This is a genomic window from Acuticoccus sediminis, assembly GCF_003258595.1.
Classification (GTDB): domain Bacteria; phylum Pseudomonadota; class Alphaproteobacteria; order Rhizobiales; family Amorphaceae; genus Acuticoccus; species Acuticoccus sediminis.
In genome coordinates, this window is the sequence record NZ_QHHQ01000002.1 from 495,144 (window position 1) to 513,881 (window position 18,738).

General features: G+C 70.9%; 13 protein-coding genes. 6 read left to right on the forward strand and 7 right to left on the reverse strand.

Annotated features, from left to right (window positions below):
* The first annotated feature begins 2 nt into the window (after positions 1 to 2).
* The 3 genes from DLJ53_RS10335 (at position 3) to tatC (ending at position 1,590) form a co-directional block, all read left to right on the forward strand.
* Positions 3 to 383, forward strand: coding sequence for a very short patch repair endonuclease (locus DLJ53_RS10335; RefSeq protein ID WP_111344925.1), 381 nt, complete (start codon positions 3 to 5; stop codon positions 381 to 383).
* A gap of 80 nt (positions 384 to 463) precedes the next feature.
* Positions 464 to 700, forward strand: coding sequence for a twin-arginine translocase TatA/TatE family subunit (locus DLJ53_RS36660; RefSeq protein ID WP_111344927.1), 237 nt, complete (start codon positions 464 to 466; stop codon positions 698 to 700).
* A 98-nt stretch (positions 701 to 798) separates the two neighbouring features.
* Complete coding sequence (gene tatC, locus DLJ53_RS10345) at positions 799 to 1,590, forward strand: twin-arginine translocase subunit TatC (protein ID WP_111344928.1); 792 nt, start codon at positions 799 to 801, stop codon at positions 1,588 to 1,590.
* A gap of 113 nt (positions 1,591 to 1,703) precedes the next feature.
* Here tatC and DLJ53_RS10350 read toward each other — a convergent pair whose 3' ends face one another.
* Positions 1,704 to 2,435 (reverse strand): pyridoxamine 5'-phosphate oxidase family protein, encoded by a 732-nt coding sequence (locus tag DLJ53_RS10350; RefSeq protein WP_111344930.1) that lies wholly within the window; start codon positions 2,433 to 2,435, stop codon positions 1,704 to 1,706.
* Positions 2,436 to 2,525: 90 nt separating this feature from the next.
* On the opposite strand from DLJ53_RS10350, the gene pdxR reads away from it, so the two are divergent.
* Both pdxR and DLJ53_RS10360 read left to right on the forward strand, forming a co-directional pair.
* Entirely contained in the window at positions 2,526 to 3,974 is a 1,449-nt protein-coding gene (gene pdxR, locus DLJ53_RS10355; RefSeq protein ID WP_111344932.1) for a MocR-like pyridoxine biosynthesis transcription factor PdxR, read from the forward strand.
* A gap of 178 nt (positions 3,975 to 4,152) precedes the next feature.
* Entirely contained in the window at positions 4,153 to 4,983 is an 831-nt protein-coding gene (locus DLJ53_RS10360) for a transglutaminase-like domain-containing protein (protein WP_111344933.1), read from the forward strand.
* A gap of 125 nt (positions 4,984 to 5,108) precedes the next feature.
* On the opposite strand, the gene DLJ53_RS10365 is transcribed toward DLJ53_RS10360, so the two are convergent.
* From DLJ53_RS10365 to DLJ53_RS10385, 5 genes are all read right to left on the reverse strand, one after another.
* Complete coding sequence (locus DLJ53_RS10365; RefSeq protein WP_111344935.1) at positions 5,109 to 8,672, reverse strand: M10 family metallopeptidase C-terminal domain-containing protein; 3,564 nt, start codon at positions 8,670 to 8,672, stop codon at positions 5,109 to 5,111.
* Between the two features lie 549 nt (positions 8,673 to 9,221).
* Complete coding sequence (gene paoC / locus DLJ53_RS10370) at positions 9,222 to 11,438, reverse strand: aldehyde oxidoreductase molybdenum-binding subunit PaoC (protein WP_111344937.1); 2,217 nt, start codon at positions 11,436 to 11,438, stop codon at positions 9,222 to 9,224.
* 4 nt (positions 11,439 to 11,442) lie between these two features.
* On the reverse strand, positions 11,443 to 12,393 hold the full coding sequence (locus tag DLJ53_RS10375) for an FAD binding domain-containing protein (RefSeq protein WP_111344938.1): 951 nt from the start codon (positions 12,391 to 12,393) through the stop codon (positions 11,443 to 11,445).
* Positions 12,390 to 13,037, reverse strand: coding sequence for an aldehyde dehydrogenase iron-sulfur subunit PaoA (paoA, locus tag DLJ53_RS10380; protein ID WP_111344940.1), 648 nt, complete (start codon positions 13,035 to 13,037; stop codon positions 12,390 to 12,392). Before paoA ends, DLJ53_RS10375 begins: the two co-directional genes overlap by 4 nt.
* 195 nt (positions 13,038 to 13,232) lie before the next feature.
* On the reverse strand, positions 13,233 to 14,528 hold the full coding sequence (locus DLJ53_RS10385) for a threonine/serine exporter family protein (RefSeq protein ID WP_111344941.1): 1,296 nt from the start codon (positions 14,526 to 14,528) through the stop codon (positions 13,233 to 13,235).
* A 284-nt stretch (positions 14,529 to 14,812) separates the two neighbouring features.
* Here DLJ53_RS10385 and DLJ53_RS10390 point away from each other — a divergent pair, with 284 nt between their 5' ends.
* Positions 14,813 to 17,704, forward strand: a complete 2,892-nt coding sequence (locus DLJ53_RS10390; RefSeq protein WP_111344943.1) for an ATP-binding protein — start codon at positions 14,813 to 14,815, stop codon at positions 17,702 to 17,704.
* A 31-nt stretch (positions 17,705 to 17,735) separates the two neighbouring features.
* Here DLJ53_RS10390 and DLJ53_RS10395 read toward each other — a convergent pair whose 3' ends face one another.
* On the reverse strand, positions 17,736 to 18,584 hold the full coding sequence (locus DLJ53_RS10395; protein WP_202913096.1) for a VOC family protein: 849 nt from the start codon (positions 18,582 to 18,584) through the stop codon (positions 17,736 to 17,738).
* Positions 18,585 to 18,738: the final 154 nt, after the last annotated feature.

Genomic DNA, 18,738 nt, shown 5'->3' on the forward strand with positions numbered 1-18,738 from the left:
CCGTGAACACCACTTCCGGACACCGGGATGCCGTCAGGCGCATCCGCCGGCTGCTGCACGCGGCCGGCTACCGCTTCCGCACCCGCGCCGCCGACCTGCCGGGAACGCCGGACATCGTCGTCTCCGGCCGCCGCTGCGTCGTCCTCGTACGGGACTGCGCGGCGGAGCCGGACGGCGCCCCCGGCTGTTCCGTCTGCGGCCGGTCCGGCGTGCGCGGGAGCGGACCGGAGCGGTGGCAGGGCGCGCCCGGGCCGGACGGAAAGGCCGACCTCGAGGCCGGCGGCTGGACGGTGCTCGTCCTCACCACATGCGAGGCCGGCGACCCGTCGCTCGAGGCGCGGCTCGAGGCCGCGCTCGGCCCGCCTCCCGGCAGATCACGCTGACACGGCCCGGCGGGAATAACCCCGCCGGCGATCCCTTCGCGCGCCAGGCACCGACCGGCGCGCCGCCACCGGAGTTCACAATGGGAAGCTTCTCGATCGGGCACTGGGTCGTCGTGCTCGCCGTCGTCATGATCCTGTTCGGGCGCGGCAAGGTCTCCGAGCTCATGGGAGACGTAGCCAAGGGCCTGAAGTCCTTCAAGAAAGGAATGGCCGAGGAGGACGACGCCCGGCCCGGGCCGCCCCGGCCCCTCGCCTCTCTCCCCGCCCCGCCGCGCGACACCCCGGAGACGGGGACGCCAGAGCGTACCGGAGCCTAGGGTATCGCCATGGTCCACCGCTCGCTGACGTGGCTCCCGGTCGCCGCGGCGACATTCGACCCGCGCGGGGCGCGGCGCATCGTGGCCGAGGGCCGGCCATGATGCACGACGACATCGAAGCCTCGCGGATGCCTCTGATCGATCACCTGATCGAATTGCGCTCCCGGCTGATCCGGTCGCTTCTGGCGATCGCGGTCGCCTTCGCCGTCTGCTTCTATTTCGCCGGCGACATCTTCAACCTGCTCACGATCCCCTACGAGCGCGCCGCCGGGACGGCGGCCCGCATCCAGCTCATCTACACCGCGCCGCAGGAGTATTTCTTCACGCAGATGAAGCTGGCGCTGTTCGGCGCGCTGTTCATCGCCTTTCCGGTGATCGCGACGCAGATCTACATGTTCATCGCGCCCGGCCTCTACCGCAACGAGCGCTCGGCGTTCCGCCCCTTCCTGATCGCGACGCCGGTCCTGTTCGCGCTCGGGGCGGCGCTCGTCTACTTAATGGTCATGCCGCTCGCGATGTCGTTCTTCCTGTCGATGGAGCAGCAGGGCGACGCGGGGCAGGCCTCGATCCAGCTGCTGGCCCGCACCAGCGAGTACCTCAACCTCATCATGACGCTGATCTTCGCCTTCGGCATCATGTTCCAGACGCCGGTGATCCTGACGCTCCTGGGACGGGCGGGCTTCATCACCGCCGACGACCTGAAGCGCAAACGCAAGTACGCCATCGTCATCATCTTCATCCTCGCCGCGGTCCTGACGCCGCCGGACCCGGTCAGCCAGATCGGCCTCGCGGTGCCGGGGCTCATCCTCTACGAGCTCTCGATCCTGTCCGTCCGCCGGGTCGACCGGCAGCGCGCGGAGGCGGACCGCAAGGCGGCGGCGCCCGCCTGACCCCGCGGCGGACGCCGGCGAAGGCGGCGGCGCGTCGCGTGCCGCTGGTTTGGCGGCGGCCGGACAGGCCCGGTTCCGGCCGTCGCCGATCGACGGTCGGGCCGCAGGACCGATCAGGCGAACTCCGTACCCGCATAGGCAACGGCATAGGCCTCGCTCACGGCTTCCTCGAGCGGTCGGCCGGCGCGGTAGGGGGCGAGCGTCCCGGGGCGCGCCACGTCGGCAAGCAGGCGCGGGCAGGGCTCGGGGGCGCCGAGGACGGTCTGGACCGGCAGCCGCTCGGCGTGGATCGGCAGGGCGTAGTCTTCCTCGTCGTCGGCAACGCCCTTGGCCCTGATCTTGGCCGAGGCGCGCTCGATCTCCATCACGACGACCGCCGTGGCCTTGATCTCCTGCGCCGTGATCGGACGCAGGGTCGCGGTGCGGTCGGGAAAGAAGCGATCCACCATCATCGTCAGGGCGCGGACCTTTTCGTCCCGGTCGTCGACCAGCACGGCAGTGCCGAAAGCCATGACCGAGCGGTAGTCGGCGGAATGGTTCATGCCTGACCGGGCGAGGACGAGGCTGTCGAGATGGGTGACGGTCAGGCAGGCCGGCTCCCCGGTTGACAGGTTGCGCAGCATCCGGCTGGCGCTGCTGCCGTGCCAGTAGAGCCGCGTCCCCTCGCGCCAGAACAGGGTCGGCGTGCAGAAGGGACGCCCGTCGATGACGTAAGCGACGTGAGCGAGCGCGGCCGCGTCGAGCAGCCGGTGAACCGTCGCGTGGTCGTAGAAGCCCCTGTCATGGCGGCGTTTGACGCGATTGACCGGGTCCACGGGGTATTGCGGCGCGTCCTGTTCGCTCATGGCGGGCTCCTGCGGTGGTTGCGCCATCCGATTTGCGCCGGCAAAGTGGTTCGTAAAAGGTACAATTGCGCCGCAATTATTGGAACCACTATGAAGAGAAGCTCCGAGTCGGCGCTCCCGCCGATCCGGCTCGATCCGTCGATCCGCAACCAGTCCCTGCGCGTTCGCAGCGGCTTGCGGGCGGCCATCGTCGACGGACTGCTGGCACCCGGGCTCCGGCTCCCGTCCAGCCGCGAGCTGGCTGTTCAGCTCGGCATCGGACGCAACATGGTCGTCGCCGCCTATGAGCAGCTGATGAGCGACGGCCTGATCGAAGCCCGGCACGGCTCGGGCACCTACGTCTCGGCCAGCCTTCCGCCGCCGCAATCCGTGGCCACGGCACCGGAGATTCCGCTGAACTTCGGCCGGCGCCGTCCATTCGCACTCGGCCAGACGCATGTGGAGCCCGCCTTCCTGTCCCGGCTGGCCGCGGCGACCCGGCAGCATATTGCCGGCGCGAGCCTCGCGGACCTCGCCTATGGCGATCCCCGGGGCAGCCCGCGCCTGAGGCGGCAGATCGCCGAATTCCTTGCGGTCAATCGCGGCATCCGCTGCGACCCGGATTGCGTCGTCGTGGTCAGCGGTACGCAGCATGGTCTGCGGCTATGCGCCGACGCGCTTCTCTCCCGCGGCGATCCGGTCTGGTTCGAGGATCCCGGCTATCCCATGTCGCATGCGACGCTGGCGGCGGCGGGTTCGCGGCCGGTGGCGGTCCCCGTCGACGCCGACGGGCTGGACGTGACGGCGGGCATCGCCCGGGAACCTCGGGCGAGGGCGGCCTATGTCACCCCGTCCCACCAGTTTCCGACCGGCGTGCGCATGGGCATGGATCGCCGGGTGGCCCTGATCGACTGGGCCAAGTCGGCAGGGGCGTGGGTCTTCGAGGACGACTACGACAGCGAGTTCCGCTATTCCGGCCCGCCGCTGACGGCATTGGCGGGGCTTTCTCCCGATCGCGTGATCTACCTCGGCACGTTCGCGAAGACCCTGTTCCCGGGGTTGCGCCTCGGCTACGTCGTCGTCCCTCCGGACGCGCTGGAGCCCGTGCTCAAGGCGCGCGCCGCGATCGATCGCTTCACCCCCGTCTTCCTGCAGGAGGCCGTCGCCGACCTGATGGCGGACGGAACGATTGCCGCGCATCTGCGCCGGACGCTGCGTCGGTACCGCGCGCACCGCGATCTGGTGGCCGGGATCGTCGGGACCGGGTCGCGTGGCGTGCTGCGGCCGGACATTCCGGAGCATGGCCTGCACATGATCGCCTGGCTGCGGGAGGACCTCCCGACGCGGCTTGCCAGCGCGATCCGGCGGGAGGCCGGGGTTGAGACGACGCTCTTCTCCGAGACGCGCAGGGAACCGGGCACGTCCGAGGGCTTCGTGCTGGGTTTCTCCGGCTACGATGCCGAAATACTGCGGTCCGCCTCGACGGCGCTGGCCGAAACAGCATGGCGGCTGGCCAGCGCGAGACATGACGTCGAACAGCCTCCCGCCGCCGAGGCATAAACGCAAATGTCGCCGCATGGCGTGCGCACTCGTACGGATCTTGCAGGGACCTTAGGCGTGCGGGCGCAGGGCCGGTCCCGGCGGCCGCCTGTCCCGGCTCGACGGCGGCCGCCTCGATGCTAGATCATGGCGGGCGAGGCGGCAGGCGGTCATGCCGCGGTGAGGGGAGGGCCTTCGGATGTCCGTGTTCCGTTTGCACCTGGGCTGCAGCCTTGCCTACGAGCTGACGCAGCCGACGCCGATGATCCTGCTGCTCAACGTACACTACTCGCGGGCCGGCGACCTCGAGCGGCCGGACCTTCTGAAGACGGACCCTTCGGTGCCGATCGAGAACTACCGTGACGGGTTCGGGAACTGGTGCACGCGCCTTGTCGCGCCCGCGGGGCACTTCACGGTCCGGACGGACGGGATCATCCGCGACGCCGGCCGCTCGGACCCCGTCGGGCACGACGCCATGCAGCATCCGATCGAGGTGCTTCCCGCCGAGACGCTCGCCTACCTGCTCCCGAGCCGCTACTGCGAAAGCGACGTCCTGTCCGACACCGCCTGGGCGCTGTTCGGCAATACGGTTCCGGGCTGGTCGCGGGTCCAGGCGATCTGCGACTACGTCCATTCGCACGTCGAGTTCGGTTACCAGCATTCGCGGCCGACGCGCACCGCGAGCGAGACCCACAGCGAGCGGCGCGGGGTCTGCCGGGACTTTGCCCACCTCGCCATCGCCTTCTGCCGGTCCCTCAACATCCCGACGCGCTACTGCACGGGCTACGTCAGCGACATCGGACAGGCGCCGCCGTACCCGCCGATGGACTTCGCGGCCTGGATCGAGGTCTACCTCGGCGGCCGCTGGTGGACGTTCGACCCCCGCAACAACGACGTCCGGTTCGGCCGCGTCCTCATCGCCCGGGGACGCGACGCGGCCGACGTGCCGCTGACGCACAGCTTCGGCCGCCACACGCTGTCGGACTTCAGGGTCTGGATCGACCAGCTTCCGGCCACCGCGTCGCCGTAACCGGTCCCGTCAACGCCGAAGCGCCGGCCGGAGCCGACGCCGCGATTGCGTTCCTTCCGCTGACGTCGGGTCCCTGACGGCAGCGCGAGGCACCGGTCGGGCGCCTCGCCCGGACCTCCCGCGGGTCAGACAAGGAAGTCGCTGTCGCTGAGGTCGGACTGGAAAACGCCGTGGAGCAGGACGCTGTTCGATCCGTAGCTGATCAGCGCGCCCTCCACGGTGTTCGTGATCGTGAGATCGATCACGTCGTCGATGGCGCCGATCAGCGTGAAGTCGAGCTTGTCGACGCCGGCGCTGAAGCCATGGACCTCGTCGTCGCCCCAGTTGTTGGTGAACTGGACCGTGTCGGCGCCCGACCCGGCCGGGGCCTCGAGCTCGTCGCCCACCGTCGGCAGCGCGTGCTGGCCGTCACCGTCGGCGAGGATGGCGAGGGAGCCGTCCGGGCTCCTGTACACCATGTCCGACGTCAGGAGCTGCGTGCCGTCGCCGTCGCCGCCGACACGGGCCCGCATCAGATCGAAGTCGTCGTCCGTGACCGGTTGAACCGGGAGCAGGTCGTCCGGCGCGCTGAACGGCTCGTCGGCGCCGATGTAGATCTGGTCGTCGCCGCCGTCGCCGCGGATCGTGTCGTCGCCGCCGGCGCCATAGATCGTGTCGTCGCCGTTGCTGCCCCAGATCTCGTTGGCGTTGTCGTCGCCGCGAAGGTCGTCGTCGCCGAGCGAGCCGTAGAGGTTCTCCACGTTGACGATCTGGTCGGTGCCGAGGCCGGTCGACTGGGCGCCCGCCCGCAGGTCCACCTCGACGCCCCCCGGGGCACCGGTGAAGTAGGCCCAGTCGATCCCCGCGCCCCCGTCGATGTAGTCGTTGCCGAGACCGCCGATGAGGACGTCGTTGTCCTCGCCGCCGATGAGGCTGTCGTTGCCCTCGCCGCCGGACAGGATGTCGTTGCCCTCGCCGCCGGTCAGCCTGTTGTTGCCCTCGTCGCCCGTCAGGAAGTCGGCATGGAACGAGCCGATCAGGTTCTCGATGCCGAGGAGGAGGTCGGTGCCGGCGCCCTGCGTGTCCTGCGCGCCCTCCGCCGTGAGGTCGACGATGACGCCGCCGGTGGCGAAGAAATAGCTCGCCGTGTCGACGCCCTCGTCGCCCTGGAGGATGTTGGTGCCGGTGCCGCCCTCGAGGAGGTCGTCGCCGTGGCCGCCGCGCAGCCAGTCGTCGCCGCCCCGGCCGAACAGCCAGTCGTCGCCGCCGTAGCCGGAGAGCCAGTTCCCCTCGTCGTTGCCCGACAGGATGTCGGCGAAATTCGAGCCCTGAAGGCGCTCGATGTCGATGAGCGTGTCGACGCCCGCGCCGAACGTGTTCTGGGCGACGTTGTCCAGCATCAGGTCGACCGAGACGCCGCCGGACGCGCCGACGTAGCTCGCCGTGTCGATGCCCGTTCCGCCGCTGACGATGTCGTCGCCGGCGCCGCCCTTCAGCGTGTCGCTGCCGGCCTCGCCGAGGAGCACGTCGTCGCCGCCCGCGCCGTCGACGCTGTCGTTGCCGGAGCCGGCGATGAGCGTGTTGACCTCGTGGTCGCCGTTGATGTCGTCGCCGCCGCTGCCGGCCCGGATCACCTCGACGTTGGCGAGCGTGGCGAAGCTCGAGCCGCTGCCGGCGCCTCCGGCGAGGAGGTCGACGTGCCAGTCGCTGTCGGACCAGGCGAAATCGTAGGTGTCGGAGCCGTTGCCGCCCATGACGGTGTCGTTGCCGGCGCTGGCGACGACGGTGTCGTTACCGTAGCCGCCCTTCAGCTCGTCGTTGCCCTGGTTGCCGTTGAGCACGTCGTCGCCGTAGCCGCCCACGACGGTGTCGTCGCCGCGCCCGCCGAGGAGGGTGTCGTCGCCGTCCTCCATCCCGCCGCCCGAGAACGACACGCTGGCGATGTAGTCGTCGCCGTCGCCCGCGCTGACGTAGTCGTCGCCCTTGCCTCCGCGCAGCGTGTCGTCGCCGGCGTTGCCGTAGACCGTGTCGTGACCGTCGTCGCCTTCGAGGACGTCGTCGTCGGCGCCGCCCCACAGGCTGTCGTCGCCGTCGCCACCGCGGGCCGTGTCGTCGCCCGCGCCGCCCCTCAGCGAGTCGTCGCCGCTCTGCGCGGAGTTGGACTTCCGCCCGCCGATCAGCGAGTCGTCGCCCGCGCCGCCCAGCAGCGAATCGTCGTCGCGGCCGCCGATGAGGAGGTCGTCGCCGTCCACGCCGGCCAGCGTGTCGTTGCCGTCGTTTCCGTCGAGCGTGTTGGCGACGCTGGAGCCGGTGATGCTGTCATCGCCGTGCGCGCCGATCACGTTCTCGATGCGAAGGAGCGACTCCACGCCGCCGCCGGCCGTCGCAGTGCCGGCGACGAAACCGGTCGCGAGGACGATATCCCAGCTGCCGGCCGAGTACGCGTACGACACGGTGTCGACGCCGTTGCCGCCGTCGAAGAAATCGGTGCCGCCCTCGCCGACCAGCGTATCGTTGCCGTTGCCGCCGTAGAGGGAATCGTCGCCGGCGAGGCCGTTGATCAAGTCGCGGCCGCCGAGACCTTCGAGGATGTTGTCGAGCTCGTTGCCGTAGATCGTGTCATCGCCCGACCCGCCGCGGGCGTTCTCGATGTACATCGTGCCCGGGCCGCCGCCCGGATCGAACGCGAGCGACAGGTTGTTGTCCATGCCGTGCGTGGACGAGAACGCGCCCGGCGCGAGGTCGATCCAGGAGTCGTGGTAGTCGCCCGACAGGTCCAGCCAGTCGTTGTCGCCGCCGCCGTCCCAGATCGTCAGCTGCGGGCCGAAGTGGTCCGCAAGGTTCGTGAAGTCGTAGTAGGACGCGTTGCCGAGGCCGGAGGCGTTGTAGCCGTAGACGGTGTCGGTGTTCCGGGTCTCCCAGTTTGCGCCGTACATCTGCTGGATGACGTACATGTCGTGGGCGCGCAGCGTGATCAGGTTGGTGGCGTGGCCGTTGGCGTCGAACCCGGTGTTCTCGCCGCCGAAGTACGACATGATCGTGTGCATGGTCGTGTCTTGCGCGTAGAGCGCGTCGTCGTCGTAGGTCACCTCGACGCCGACGTCATAGTCGCCGGGGTGCGAGAGGCCGAGGGAGTGGCCGATCTCGTGCAGCAGGTAGTGATACCCGGCGCCGCCCGGCGCCATGGTGTTCCACCCGTTGCCCGGATCGTCGACGTTCATGCGGATGGCGCTGCCGTTCGTCTCGTCGATACCGGAGGAGAACGCGCCGCCGTCCGTGAAGCTTCGGCCGAAGAAGTAGATGTTCGCGTCTTCGCCCGGATCGGCGAACTCGAAGTCGATGTTGGCGACCTCGCCCCACTGCTGGAGCGCCAGCATGGCCGCGTCGATGCGCGGCTGATCGAAGGGGGCGAAGGCGACCTGGAACTGGTTCAGCGGCGCCGCGTACGGCTGGAGGCCGTCGGGAAGGTCCGAGGCGAGGCCAGGAAAGTCGACGGTCAGCGTGACGCCGGTGCCGTCGTTCGTCCACTTGTCGCCACTCTCGTTGAGGTAGTCGAGAAGGTCCGGGAGATTGTTCTCGCCGATATTCTGGGCGGGCGCCTCCGCCGGCGCCGGTCCGCCGCTGAGGTCGATCCCGCCGCCGTGGCCGCCCTCGGATCTCCGGAGGTTTCCGTCGTCCGCACTCCTGTCGCGCATCATCCCGATAGCCATGTCACACCGTTTTCTCTTCGCTGGGGCGCTGGGGGGAGCGCGGCCGCAGTCATGGAAGGTTCAGGGCCGTTTCGACCTCTGGGTGTGTCATTTCGGGCGGTGCGATCCGTCCAAGTGTGAGTGGCGTCACACAAACGGCGCTGCCTCGATCCGTGCGCTAATGGTTGGAGGAATGCCGAGAATTGTCATGCGGTTAGGGCGGGCGGCGGCATGATCCTTCCACTTCACGTTTCCGTTGGGAAAGGTGAAAGGCGGAAAATGTAGCTCCCGACGCCATCCCGAGGCGCTGTCGCCGCCCAATATACGTTCCACCCTGGCGGGAGACGGCCTGTCGCGTCCGCGCACCGCGTGCCGAACCTCGCGGCGCTGTCGGACCTCCGTCGACGTCACGCTGAAGCTCGTCGCGAAGGGCGGGTGCGGCCGTGGAGGGCGATCGGACGAAGGAGGCGGCGGCCTGCCGGGCCACCGCCTCCTTCACCTTCATATATCGCGGGGAGCGGCGACGGTGCCGGCGAGCCGGCCTGACGCGCTCGCCGGACGGTGGCGCGGTCAGGCGGCCGGGGGGAGGCCGGCGAGGTGCTTGTCGAGCGTGACCGGATAGTCGCGCACGCGCACGCCCGTCGCGTTGTAGACCGCGTTCGCCACGGCCGCCGCGACACCGCACAGCCCGATCTCGCCGATCCCCTTCGCCTTCATCGGCGACGACTTGGCGTCCGGGTAGTCGAGGAAGATCACGTCCTGATGCGGGATGTCGCCGTGCACCGGCACCTCGTAGAAGCCGAGGTCGTTGTTGACGAAGAAGCCGTGCCGCGGGTCCACCGCGAGCGCCTCCATGAGCGCCGCCCCGACACCCATCGTCATCGCGCCGATGACCTGGCTCCGCGCCGTGATCGGATTGAGGATCCGGCCGGAGTCGACCACCGCCAGCATCCGCCGCACGCGCATCTCCCCGGTGAACTGGTCGACCCCGACCTCGACGAAGTGCGAGGCGAACGTCGCCTGCACGAAGGTCTTGTCGAGGTCGCCGTAGGCGATCCCGTCCTCACCGACGAGTGGCCCGCCGGCGGCCGCATCGGCAAGCGGGACACGGCGGTTTCCGGCCGTCACGTGGCCGTCGGCGAAGTCCGCGTCGTCGGCGTTGAAGCCGAGCCGTGCGGCCACCGCCTCCCGCAGCTTCACGCACGCGGCGTAGAGGCCCGAGGTCGAGTTGTTGGCGCCCCACTGGCCGCCGGACCCGGCGGCTCGCGGGTTGACCGAATCACCGAGCTTAACCGTGACCGCGTCGACCGTGAGGCCCAGCATCTCCGCCGCCGTCTGGGCGAGGATGGTGTAGGTGCCGGTGCCGATGTCCGTCATGTCGGTCTCGACGGTCAGCCGGCCGTCCCGCTCGAGGCGGATCCGCGCCTCGGACGGGAAGGGGAGGTTGAGGCGGAAGCCGGCGGCCATCCCCATCCCGACCAGCCACTTGCCGTCGCGCACGGAGCCGGGGATCTTGTCGCGCTCGGACCAGCCGAAACGCTCCGCGCCGGTCCTCAGGCACTCGACGAGGTGGCGCTCCGAGAAGCGGCGCCCGGGGTCTCGCGGGTCCGCCTGCGTGTCGTTCATGACGCGCAGCTCGACCGGGTCGATGTCGAGCCGCTCGGCGAACTCGTCCAGCGCCATCTCGAACGCCATCAGGCCCGGAGCCTCGCCGGGGGCGCGCATGTCGCTGCCCTCGCCGAAGTCGAGGCGGGCGAGCTTCAGGTAGTTGTCCCGGTTCGGCGCCGCATAGAAGAGCTTCGTGGGCGCGATTCCTGCCTCCGGGAAGCCGCCGGGAAGGTTGCCGCTGGTGCTGACGTGGCTGATCGCCGTCAGCGTCCCGTCCGGCCGGGCGCCCAGCCGTATCCGCTGGATCGTGGCGGCGCGGCGCGTGCCGTTGTTGATGATGATGGGGCGTTGCAGCACCACCTTCACCGGCCGTCCCGCCGCCTTCGCGCCGAGCGCGGCGAGGAGCGCGTCGGCGCGGATGTAGAGCTTGCCGCCGAAGCCCCCGCCGATGAACGGCGAGTCGACGCGCACGTTCTCGGCCGCGATGCCGAGCGCCCCGGCGAGCGCGTCCCTCGCCCAGCCGATCATCTGGTTGGAGGTCCAGACCGTCAGCCTGTCGCCGTCCCATGCGGCGATGGAGGCGTGCGGCTCCATCATCGCGTGGGTCTCGTCCGGTGTGGTGTAGATCTCGTCCAGTGTGACGGGCGCGGCGGCGAACGCGGCGTCGAAGTCGCCGACGCGGTCGTAGATCTCGGCGTCCGGCCCCTCGTTGGGGTCGGGCGAGGGCGGCGCGTCGGCGGCGACCGCGGCGAGGTCGTACGCGCCCGGCGCCGCCTCGTACTCGATCCTGACCAGCCGGGCCGCCGCGCGGGCCGCCTCGAACGTCTCCGCCACCACCAGCGCGACCGCCTGATGGTAGTGCGCGATCTCGTCGCCGCCGAAAAGGCTGGCCGTCTGCCGGAAGACCGCCGGCACCGGCGCGTGGTCGAGCGTGGTGAGGACGGCGATGACGCCGGGGGCCGCCTTCGCCGCGCTGACGTCCGCGAGCCGGACGCGGCCCTTCGCGACGGTCGCGCCGATGATCCAGCCGTAGGCCGGACTCGTCACCGCGTCGTGCCGCTCGGCCGCGTAGGGCGCGGTGCCGGTGACCTTCAGCGGGCCGTCGATGCGGGGCGTGGGGCGGCCGACGACCGTCAGTCTGTCGATCGGGTTCCGGCCCGCCGGGGTGGTGAACTCCATGGCCTCAGGCCCTCCCTTCGGCGATCACCAGCGCGAGGGTGCGCTCGGCGAGGGGGATCTTGAACGCGTTGTCCTCCTGCGGCGCCGCGCCCTCGAAGGCGGCGGCGACGACGGCCGCCGGCCCCTTCGCCAGTTCCGCTTCCGCGGCGGCGACCCGCCAGGGCCGCGGCGCCACGCTGCCGAACGCGACGCGCCCGGTCCCGTCGGGCTGCAGGACCGCCGCCACCGAGACGATGGCGAACGCGTACGACGCCCGGTCGCGGACCTTGTGGTAGTGGTGCGTGCCGCCGAGCGGCGGCGGCAGCGTCACGGCGGTGATGAGCTCGCCCGGCCGCAACGCGAACTCGACTTCCGGCGTATCGCCGGGGAGGAGGTGGAAGTCGGCGAGGGGGATGCTGCGCGTCGCGCCGTCGGCGTCCATCGTCTCGACCGTGGCGTCCAGCACCCTGAGCGCGACGGCCATGTCTCCGGGGTTCTGGGCGATGCAGCTCTCGCTCCCGCCGATCACCGCCAGCGAGCGCGTGATGCCGCCGAGCGCCGAGCATCCGGAGCCGGGAACGCGCTTATTGCAGGGGAGGTCCGTGTTGTAGAAATACGGGCAGCGGTTGCGCTGCAGCAGGTTCCCGCCGGTCGACGCCTTGTTGCGGAGTTGCCCCGTCGCCCCCGCGACGATCGCGCGGGAGAGCACGCCGTAGTCGCGCTTGACCCGGGGGTGGGAGGCGACCACCGTGTTGGTGACGAGGGCGCCGATGCGCAGTCCCCCCTCCGGCGTGTCCTCGATCGTGTCGAGCGGGAGGTGACGCACGTCGACGAGGTGGGTCGGCGTCTCGATCTGGAACTTCATGAGATCGAGGAGGTTCGTGCCGCCTGCGATGAACTTCGCACCGGGGGTGGAGGCGACCGCCCGGACGGCCGCGGCCGGGCTTGCCGCCCGCTCGTAGGTGAACGGCGTCATCCCTGTCCTCCCGCAACCTCGGTGATCGCCTCGGCGATGTTGGAGTAGGCGCCGCAGCGGCAGATGTTGCCGCTCATCCGCTCCCGCAGCTCGATGTTGGTGAGCGCCACCGGCGCGGTGAGATCGTCGGTGACGTGGCTCGGAACGCCCCTTCCGACCTCGTCGAGGATGGCGACCGCCGAACAGATCTGGCCCGGCGTGCAGTAGCCGCACTGGAAGCCGTCGTGCTTCACGAAGGCGGCCTGCATCGGGTGCATGTCGTCCGGGGTGCCGAGGCCCTCGATGGTGGTGACGCTGTCGCCCTCGTGCATCACGGCGAGGCTGAGGCAGGCGTTGATGCGCGTGCCGTTCACCAGCACCGTGCAGGCGCCGCAGTGGCCATGGTCGCAGCCTTTCTTCGTGCCGGTGAGGTTCAGGTGCTCGCGCAGCGTGTCGAGGAGGGTGGTGCGCGTGTCGACCGTCACCGAGCGCGCCTCGCCGTTGACCTCGAACGTGACGTCGGAGGTCCCGCCGGCGGGGAGGTCCGTGGTCCTCGCCAGCGACGGCAGCGCGCCGCCGAAGGGGGCTGTCGTCAGTGCGGTCGTTGCGGTGGCGCCGGCCACGAACGTGCGGCGGTTTAGGCTCAGCCATTCTGGCAGCATCATCGTTCGCCTGCCTCCTCTACAGTCTGGAGCAATGAGCGGCGGGCCTCGTGACGTGCTGAAGGCCAGTCCGTCAGGGCCGCTTCGGTCACTGGCGGCGAGGTTATCGGGTCGGGCCGGGCACACACGTTAAGGGCGGTAAGCGTCGGTAAATTAAGTTGACCGACAGGTTCCGGGGCGCCGGTGGACGCGCGGCGTTCATCGCCCGAAGTGCGGCCGGTCGCCGGGAAGGGGCGTCGCGAACGCCATCGACAGGCCGACGGCGATCGCCGAAGTCACGAGGATCGCGGTGCCGGCGAGGGCCAGCGTCTCGCCGACGAGCGCCGGGGAGACCGTGCCGCCGGCGTGGACGATGGCGAGGCCGCCGTTGCCGGCGCGGAAGGCGTAGTAGGCCGGCATCATGCCGACGACGCCCGGAAAGGCGAACGTGACGGTCGGCACGCGGAATCGCCGCGCGATCAGGCGCGCGACGACCGCCGTCGCGAACGCGGCCACCAGCGAGGCGCCCACGAGGTCGAAGCCGAGGCCCTCGCACGCGGTGCGCATCCCGCGCCCGGCGATGGCGCACAGCATGCAGCCCCAGGCCGCCCGGGCCGGGACGTTGAAGGCCAGCGCGAGCCCGGCGCCCACGAGCGCCGCCATGACGAGCTCCTCCGGAAGGCCCGGCGGGCTCGCGTCGCGCTCGATCGAGAAGCCGTCGCCGGCGATCGCCGCCGCGAGGAACAGGGCGAACGCGATCGCGAGGATGGTGGCGCTCGCGACGATGATCCGCGACAGCCCGACGACCACGTGCCGCCCCAGCGCGTCGCGCACGCCGTTGAGCAGCGGCACGCTGGGCACCAGGATGAGCCCGCCCGCCACGAGGCAGAGCGCGGGCGAGGCGTCCGGGACCGCGCCGATGGCGACGGAGCCGAGGAGCCCGCCGCCGAACGCGGCGAGGGCGGCGGCCGCGATCGGGTTCATCCCCGCCGCGCGCAGGCGAAGCCGCAGCAGCCAGATCGTCGCGCCGACCGCCGCCGAGACGAGGGCGACGACTGCGCTCGCGCCGAACAGGCGGGCGAGGGCGGCCGCCGTCACGCCCATCGCCAGCGCGACGATGAGGCCGGGGTAGCGCGGCGCTCCGCTCTCCACCCCGTCGAGGCGCCGCTCGATCCCGGCAAGGTCCGCCGTGGGGGCGAGGCTGTCGCCGTGGATGGCGTCGAGCGTCTCGAGCGCGCGCATGTCGACCGACGGACTGGCGATGGTGCGCCCCAGACGGGTGCAGAACGCCTCACGCCCCTCGAGGGTGAGGAGCAGTCCCTCCGGCAGGATGAGCGGGCGGGCGCGGTAGCGGTGCGCCGCCGCGAACGACGTCACCGCGTCCTCGACATGCGCCGAGTCGGCCCCGTTCACCACCATCAGCCGGCCGAGCCGCAGCGCGATGTGGGCGACCTCGTCGGCCGTCGGGAACGGATCCGCCGCAGCGCGCGGACGCGGAGCTTGGTCGGCACACATCGCGGCATCGCCCTCGTCGGTCTGTCGGGGTGGGGTGCGACGCCGCAGAGGTCTCGCCCGAGCCGCCCCGGCCTGCGTCGATCCGCCTACTGCGGCGAAGGCTATCGGCTGGGCCGGCGCTGTCGCGTAAAAACTCGTAAGTTCAGTGGTGTGGAACCCGGAGAAACCCTCGCCCCGGCGGCGCTAGATGACAGATCGGATGTCAGGGCCGGTCATATGTTGCCGGGCGCCGCGATCCGGGCCAGATTTCGGCCGTCCGCATACGGCTGTGGGGAGACCTGGCGATGCCCGGGACGTCGAGCGACGCAGCGTCGGAGACGAAGTATGCGTTCGGGCGCTTCGAGCTCGACACGCGCCGCCGCCTGCTGTTGCGGGACGGCGAGCCCATCCGTGTCGGCAGCCGTGCCATCGACCTCCTGACCGTGCTGATCGAGCGGGCCGGGGAGACGGTGAGCAAGCAGGACCTGATGGACCGTGCCTGGCCCGATGTCTTCGTCCACGAGGACAATCTCAAGGTCAACATCGCCGGTCTCCGCCGCGTTCTGGACCGGGGCGGGCGGACCAGCGTCATCGCCACGGTCCCGGGCCGCGGCTATCGCTTCATCGCCGCGGTCGAGCGGGCGGCTCCGGCCGGCGAGCGGGGCGGGTTCGATGTCCTGCCTGCGCCGCCGCCACTCGTCGGCCGCGCGGCGGACGTCGCGACGGTGGCCGAGCGGCTCGGTCCCGGCCGCCTGGTGACGGTTCTCGGCGCGGGCGGGATCGGCAAGACGGTCGTCGCCGTGGCCGCCGCCCACCGCCTGGTGGACGCGTTCGCCGACGCGGCCGCCTTCATCGATCTCACGAAGATCAGCGACGGGGCGCTCGTCCCGGCGATCTTCGCGTCGACGCTCGGTGTGGCGACCACGGGGGAGGAGCCTCTGGCGGGCGTCGCGCGGGTCCTCGGCACGCGCCCCCGACTGCTGATCGTCGACAACTGCGAGCATGTCCTCTCCGCCGCGGCGGTGGCGATCGAGCAGCTGATGCGCGGTCTCCCCAACCTCGCCGTGCTGGCGACGAGCCGCGAGCCCCTGAGGCTTCGGGAAGAACGCGTCTACCGCCTCGATACGCTCGCCAACGCACCGGGCGGGACGCCGACGGCGTCGCTCGCGCTGTCCTATCCGGCGGTCGAGCTCTTCGTGACCCGGGCGGCGGAGCGCGCGGGCTACGTCTTCACCGACGCCGACGCTCCCGTCGTCGCCGAACTCTGCCGGCGGCTCGACGGCATGCCCCTCGCGATCGAGCTTGCCGCGACGCAGACGGCGGCGCGCGGCGCCGTGGAACTCCTCACCATGCTGGAGGACCGGTTCCGCCTCCTGAGCTACGGTCCGCGCCAGGCGCCGCCGCGCCAACAGACCCTGCTCGCGACGCTCGACTGGAGCTACAATCTCCTGCCCGACGACGAGGCCGACCTCCTGCGCGCGCTCGCGGTGTTCATGGGCCCGTTCGACGTCGAGGGGGCGCTCGCGGTCGCGCAGGCGGATGCCGACCCGGTCGCGGTGGTCGACGCGCTCGCGCGGCTGAGCGCCAAGTGTCTCCTCGTCGCCGAGGTGCGCAACGGCGTTCCCTTCTACCACCTCCTGGAGACGACGCGCGCGTACTGCCTGGAGCGGGTCGAGCGCAGCGGGGAGGGCGAGGCCCTGTTCCGTCGCCACGCCGAACACGTCTGCGCCCTCCTGGAGCGAGCCTCGCTCGACTGGATGGAGCGGCCGGCGCGCGAGTGGGGCGCCGTGCATGACCGGGTCCTCGACGACCTGCGCGCCGCCCTCGCCTGGTGCCGGCGCCGACCCGCCGACCGGCTGCTCGGCATCCGGCTGACCATCGCCGGCAGCCTCCTGTGGACCCACCTGTCGCAGCTTGCCGAGTGCCGCGTCCACGTGGCGCGCGCCGTCGCCGACCTCGACGCCGCGGGCCTCGCCGGCTCGACGGCGGAGATGCAGCTTCAGGCCGCGCTGGCGAGCGCCACCATGTACACCCGTGGGCTCGTCCCGGAGGCGATGGACGCCTCGCGCCGCGCCCTCGAACTCGCCGGGCAGCTCGGCAACACCGAGTTCTACCTGCGCAGCCTCAAGACGCTCGCGACCTACGAGAATCTCAGCGGCAAGCCCGCCTCGGTGGTGAGCCGGCTGGAGCATTTCGCGCAGGTCGCCGAGGCCGAGGACCCGTTCGCGCTTCCGGACGGCGAACGCCTGCTCGCCATCGCCGAATACTACCTCGGCCGCTTCGAGAGCTCGCGGCGGCGGCTCGAGCACCTCATGCAGCAGGCGCGCGGCCCCGGCGGCGTCCGGTCCACCCGCTTCGAGATCGAGCGCACCGGCGTCGTCGGGTGCGCGCTCGCAACCGTCCAGTGGCTCACCGGCTTGCCCGACACCGCGATGCGCACCGCCGCGCGGATGGTGGAACTGAGCCTCCTGTCCGGCCACGAGCTGTCGCTCAGCAACACGCTGGCGCTCGCCTGCCAGGTCGCCCTCTGGGCCGGGCGGTATGCCGAGGCGGAGCGATACCGCGACATGCTCGACGAGCCGCTCTGCCCGCACGACATCGACTTCTGGCGGCGGCCTTTCGCGCTGTACGCGCGCGGCGTCCTCGCCTGCGTCCGCAGCGGGCCTTCGGTGGAGGGCATCGGCATGATCCGGCGGGCCATCGCGGACCTCGAGGGGGCGAACCTCCTGCTGCGCACGCCCCATTACCTCGGCACGCTGGCCGAGGCTCTCGCGGCGCGCGGCACGCTCGACGAGGCGGCCGACACGATCGCGCTCGCCCTCGACCGCGCACGCATCCAGAACGAGCGCTGGTGCGTCCCGGAGCTCTTGCGCATCCAGGGAACGATCGAGCTGGCGCACGACCGGGCCGACGACGCGGAGGCCACGCTCCTCTCGGCGCTGGGGCTCGCCGACGAGATCGGTGCGCTGTCCTGGCAGCTGAGAGCCGCCAACGACCTCGCCATGCTGTGGGTCGACCGCCGGAGGGGCGTGGACGTCCGCCCGATGCTCTCGCCGATCGTCGGCCTGTGCACCGAGGGGTTCGACGGGCGCGACTTCGTCGTCGCGACCGGTCTCATCGGGGGCGGCACGGGCCGTGCCTCCCGCCATGCGCAACGGCAGTTGTCTCCACGCAATGCCCGCACGGGCTGCGGCTGAGACGAGGGGCACGGGCGGCCGCCGCCGGCGGTCAGCCGTCGCCGACCATGCGGTCGCGCTCGGACTTGGCGTCGGCGAACACCTTCCTGACATGCCCGAGGGCCTGGACGAACTCGAGCTGCTCGCCCTCCGGCCCCTTGCAGTAGATCAGCGACCAGCCGTCCGACGGTCCCGCCTCGATCTTGAGGGTGTTGGTCTCCATCGGCGCCGCCATGCGCTCAGCCTCGGTCGCGATGCGGACGGAACGGTTCGCCTTCACCTGGGTCATCCCCCGCCGCGCGCACTCGGCCTCGAGGTCGTGGATGAACTGGTTGAAGTCGACGTCGTCGCGGATGTGAAAGCAGATGTGCATCGAGCGCGGAAAGGCCGGGCTCATATGTTCGCGGGGCTCCGCGAAGCTGTGGCCGCTGCCCATCGGCTCGTCAGCATCGCGATATTGCAGCAGCTCGATCACCACGTTGTCGAACTGGATGAACCTGACGTCGAGGCGCTGCGCGCCGCCGGCGAGGTCCGGGACGCCGATGGTGCGCGGGTTGACCCCGCTCTCCTCGGCGATGATCTCCTCCCCGGTGAGCAGCGTGTAGTGGACCGGGACGCCCTGGAAGTCGCCGTCGCGCATGATCTCGGTGCCGCCCAGCACCTCGGTGTAGAATTCGAACGCGCGGTCCATGTTCTGGACCGTCACGCCGAAGTGCTGCACGCCCTGGAGGCGCGCCCCCAGCGGGGCCGTGTCGCGCGTCCGGGCCGGCGCGCGCGTATCGGCCTTGCCGGCGGTCAACGGGAGCACCGACGCGGCGACCGCGACGGCGGAAGCGCCCGCGAGGCGGAGGGCATGGCGGCGGTCGGGATCGGTCGGGGCGTTTCCATCATGGCTGCTCACAATCGTCTCCGTGCCTGATCGCGGTCCCGGCGCGGAGGTCCCGGTCGCGCCATGGGACGATACGCCGTGAAGGCCGCCGGGTGCGGTTAATGGAAGTAGGCGGTGGTAAAACGGTCGTTGTCTGGGGACAGCGACCGCCCGGCCTCCCGGACCC

Coding starts and splice junctions, on each gene's coding strand:
- DLJ53_RS36660 (WP_111344927.1), top strand. CDS start 464: ATGGGAAGCTTCTCGATCGGGCACTGGGTCGTCGTGCTCGCCGTCGTC.
- DLJ53_RS10385 (WP_111344941.1), bottom strand. CDS start 14,528: ATGTGTGCCGACCAAGCTCCGCGTCCGCGCGCTGCGGCGGATCCGTTC.
- paoC (WP_111344937.1), bottom strand. CDS start 11,438: ATGGAGTTCACCACCCCGGCGGGCCGGAACCCGATCGACAGACTGACG.
- pdxR (WP_111344932.1), top strand. CDS start 2,526: ATGAAGAGAAGCTCCGAGTCGGCGCTCCCGCCGATCCGGCTCGATCCG.
- paoA (WP_111344940.1), bottom strand. CDS start 13,037: ATGATGCTGCCAGAATGGCTGAGCCTAAACCGCCGCACGTTCGTGGCC.
- DLJ53_RS10365 (WP_111344935.1), bottom strand. CDS start 8,672: ATGGCTATCGGGATGATGCGCGACAGGAGTGCGGACGACGGAAACCTC.
- DLJ53_RS10375 (WP_111344938.1), bottom strand. CDS start 12,393: ATGACGCCGTTCACCTACGAGCGGGCGGCAAGCCCGGCCGCGGCCGTC.
- DLJ53_RS10350 (WP_111344930.1), bottom strand. CDS start 2,435: ATGAGCGAACAGGACGCGCCGCAATACCCCGTGGACCCGGTCAATCGC.
- DLJ53_RS10390 (WP_111344943.1), top strand. CDS start 14,813: ATGCCCGGGACGTCGAGCGACGCAGCGTCGGAGACGAAGTATGCGTTC.
- tatC (WP_111344928.1), top strand. CDS start 799: ATGATGCACGACGACATCGAAGCCTCGCGGATGCCTCTGATCGATCAC.
- DLJ53_RS10360 (WP_111344933.1), top strand. CDS start 4,153: ATGTCCGTGTTCCGTTTGCACCTGGGCTGCAGCCTTGCCTACGAGCTG.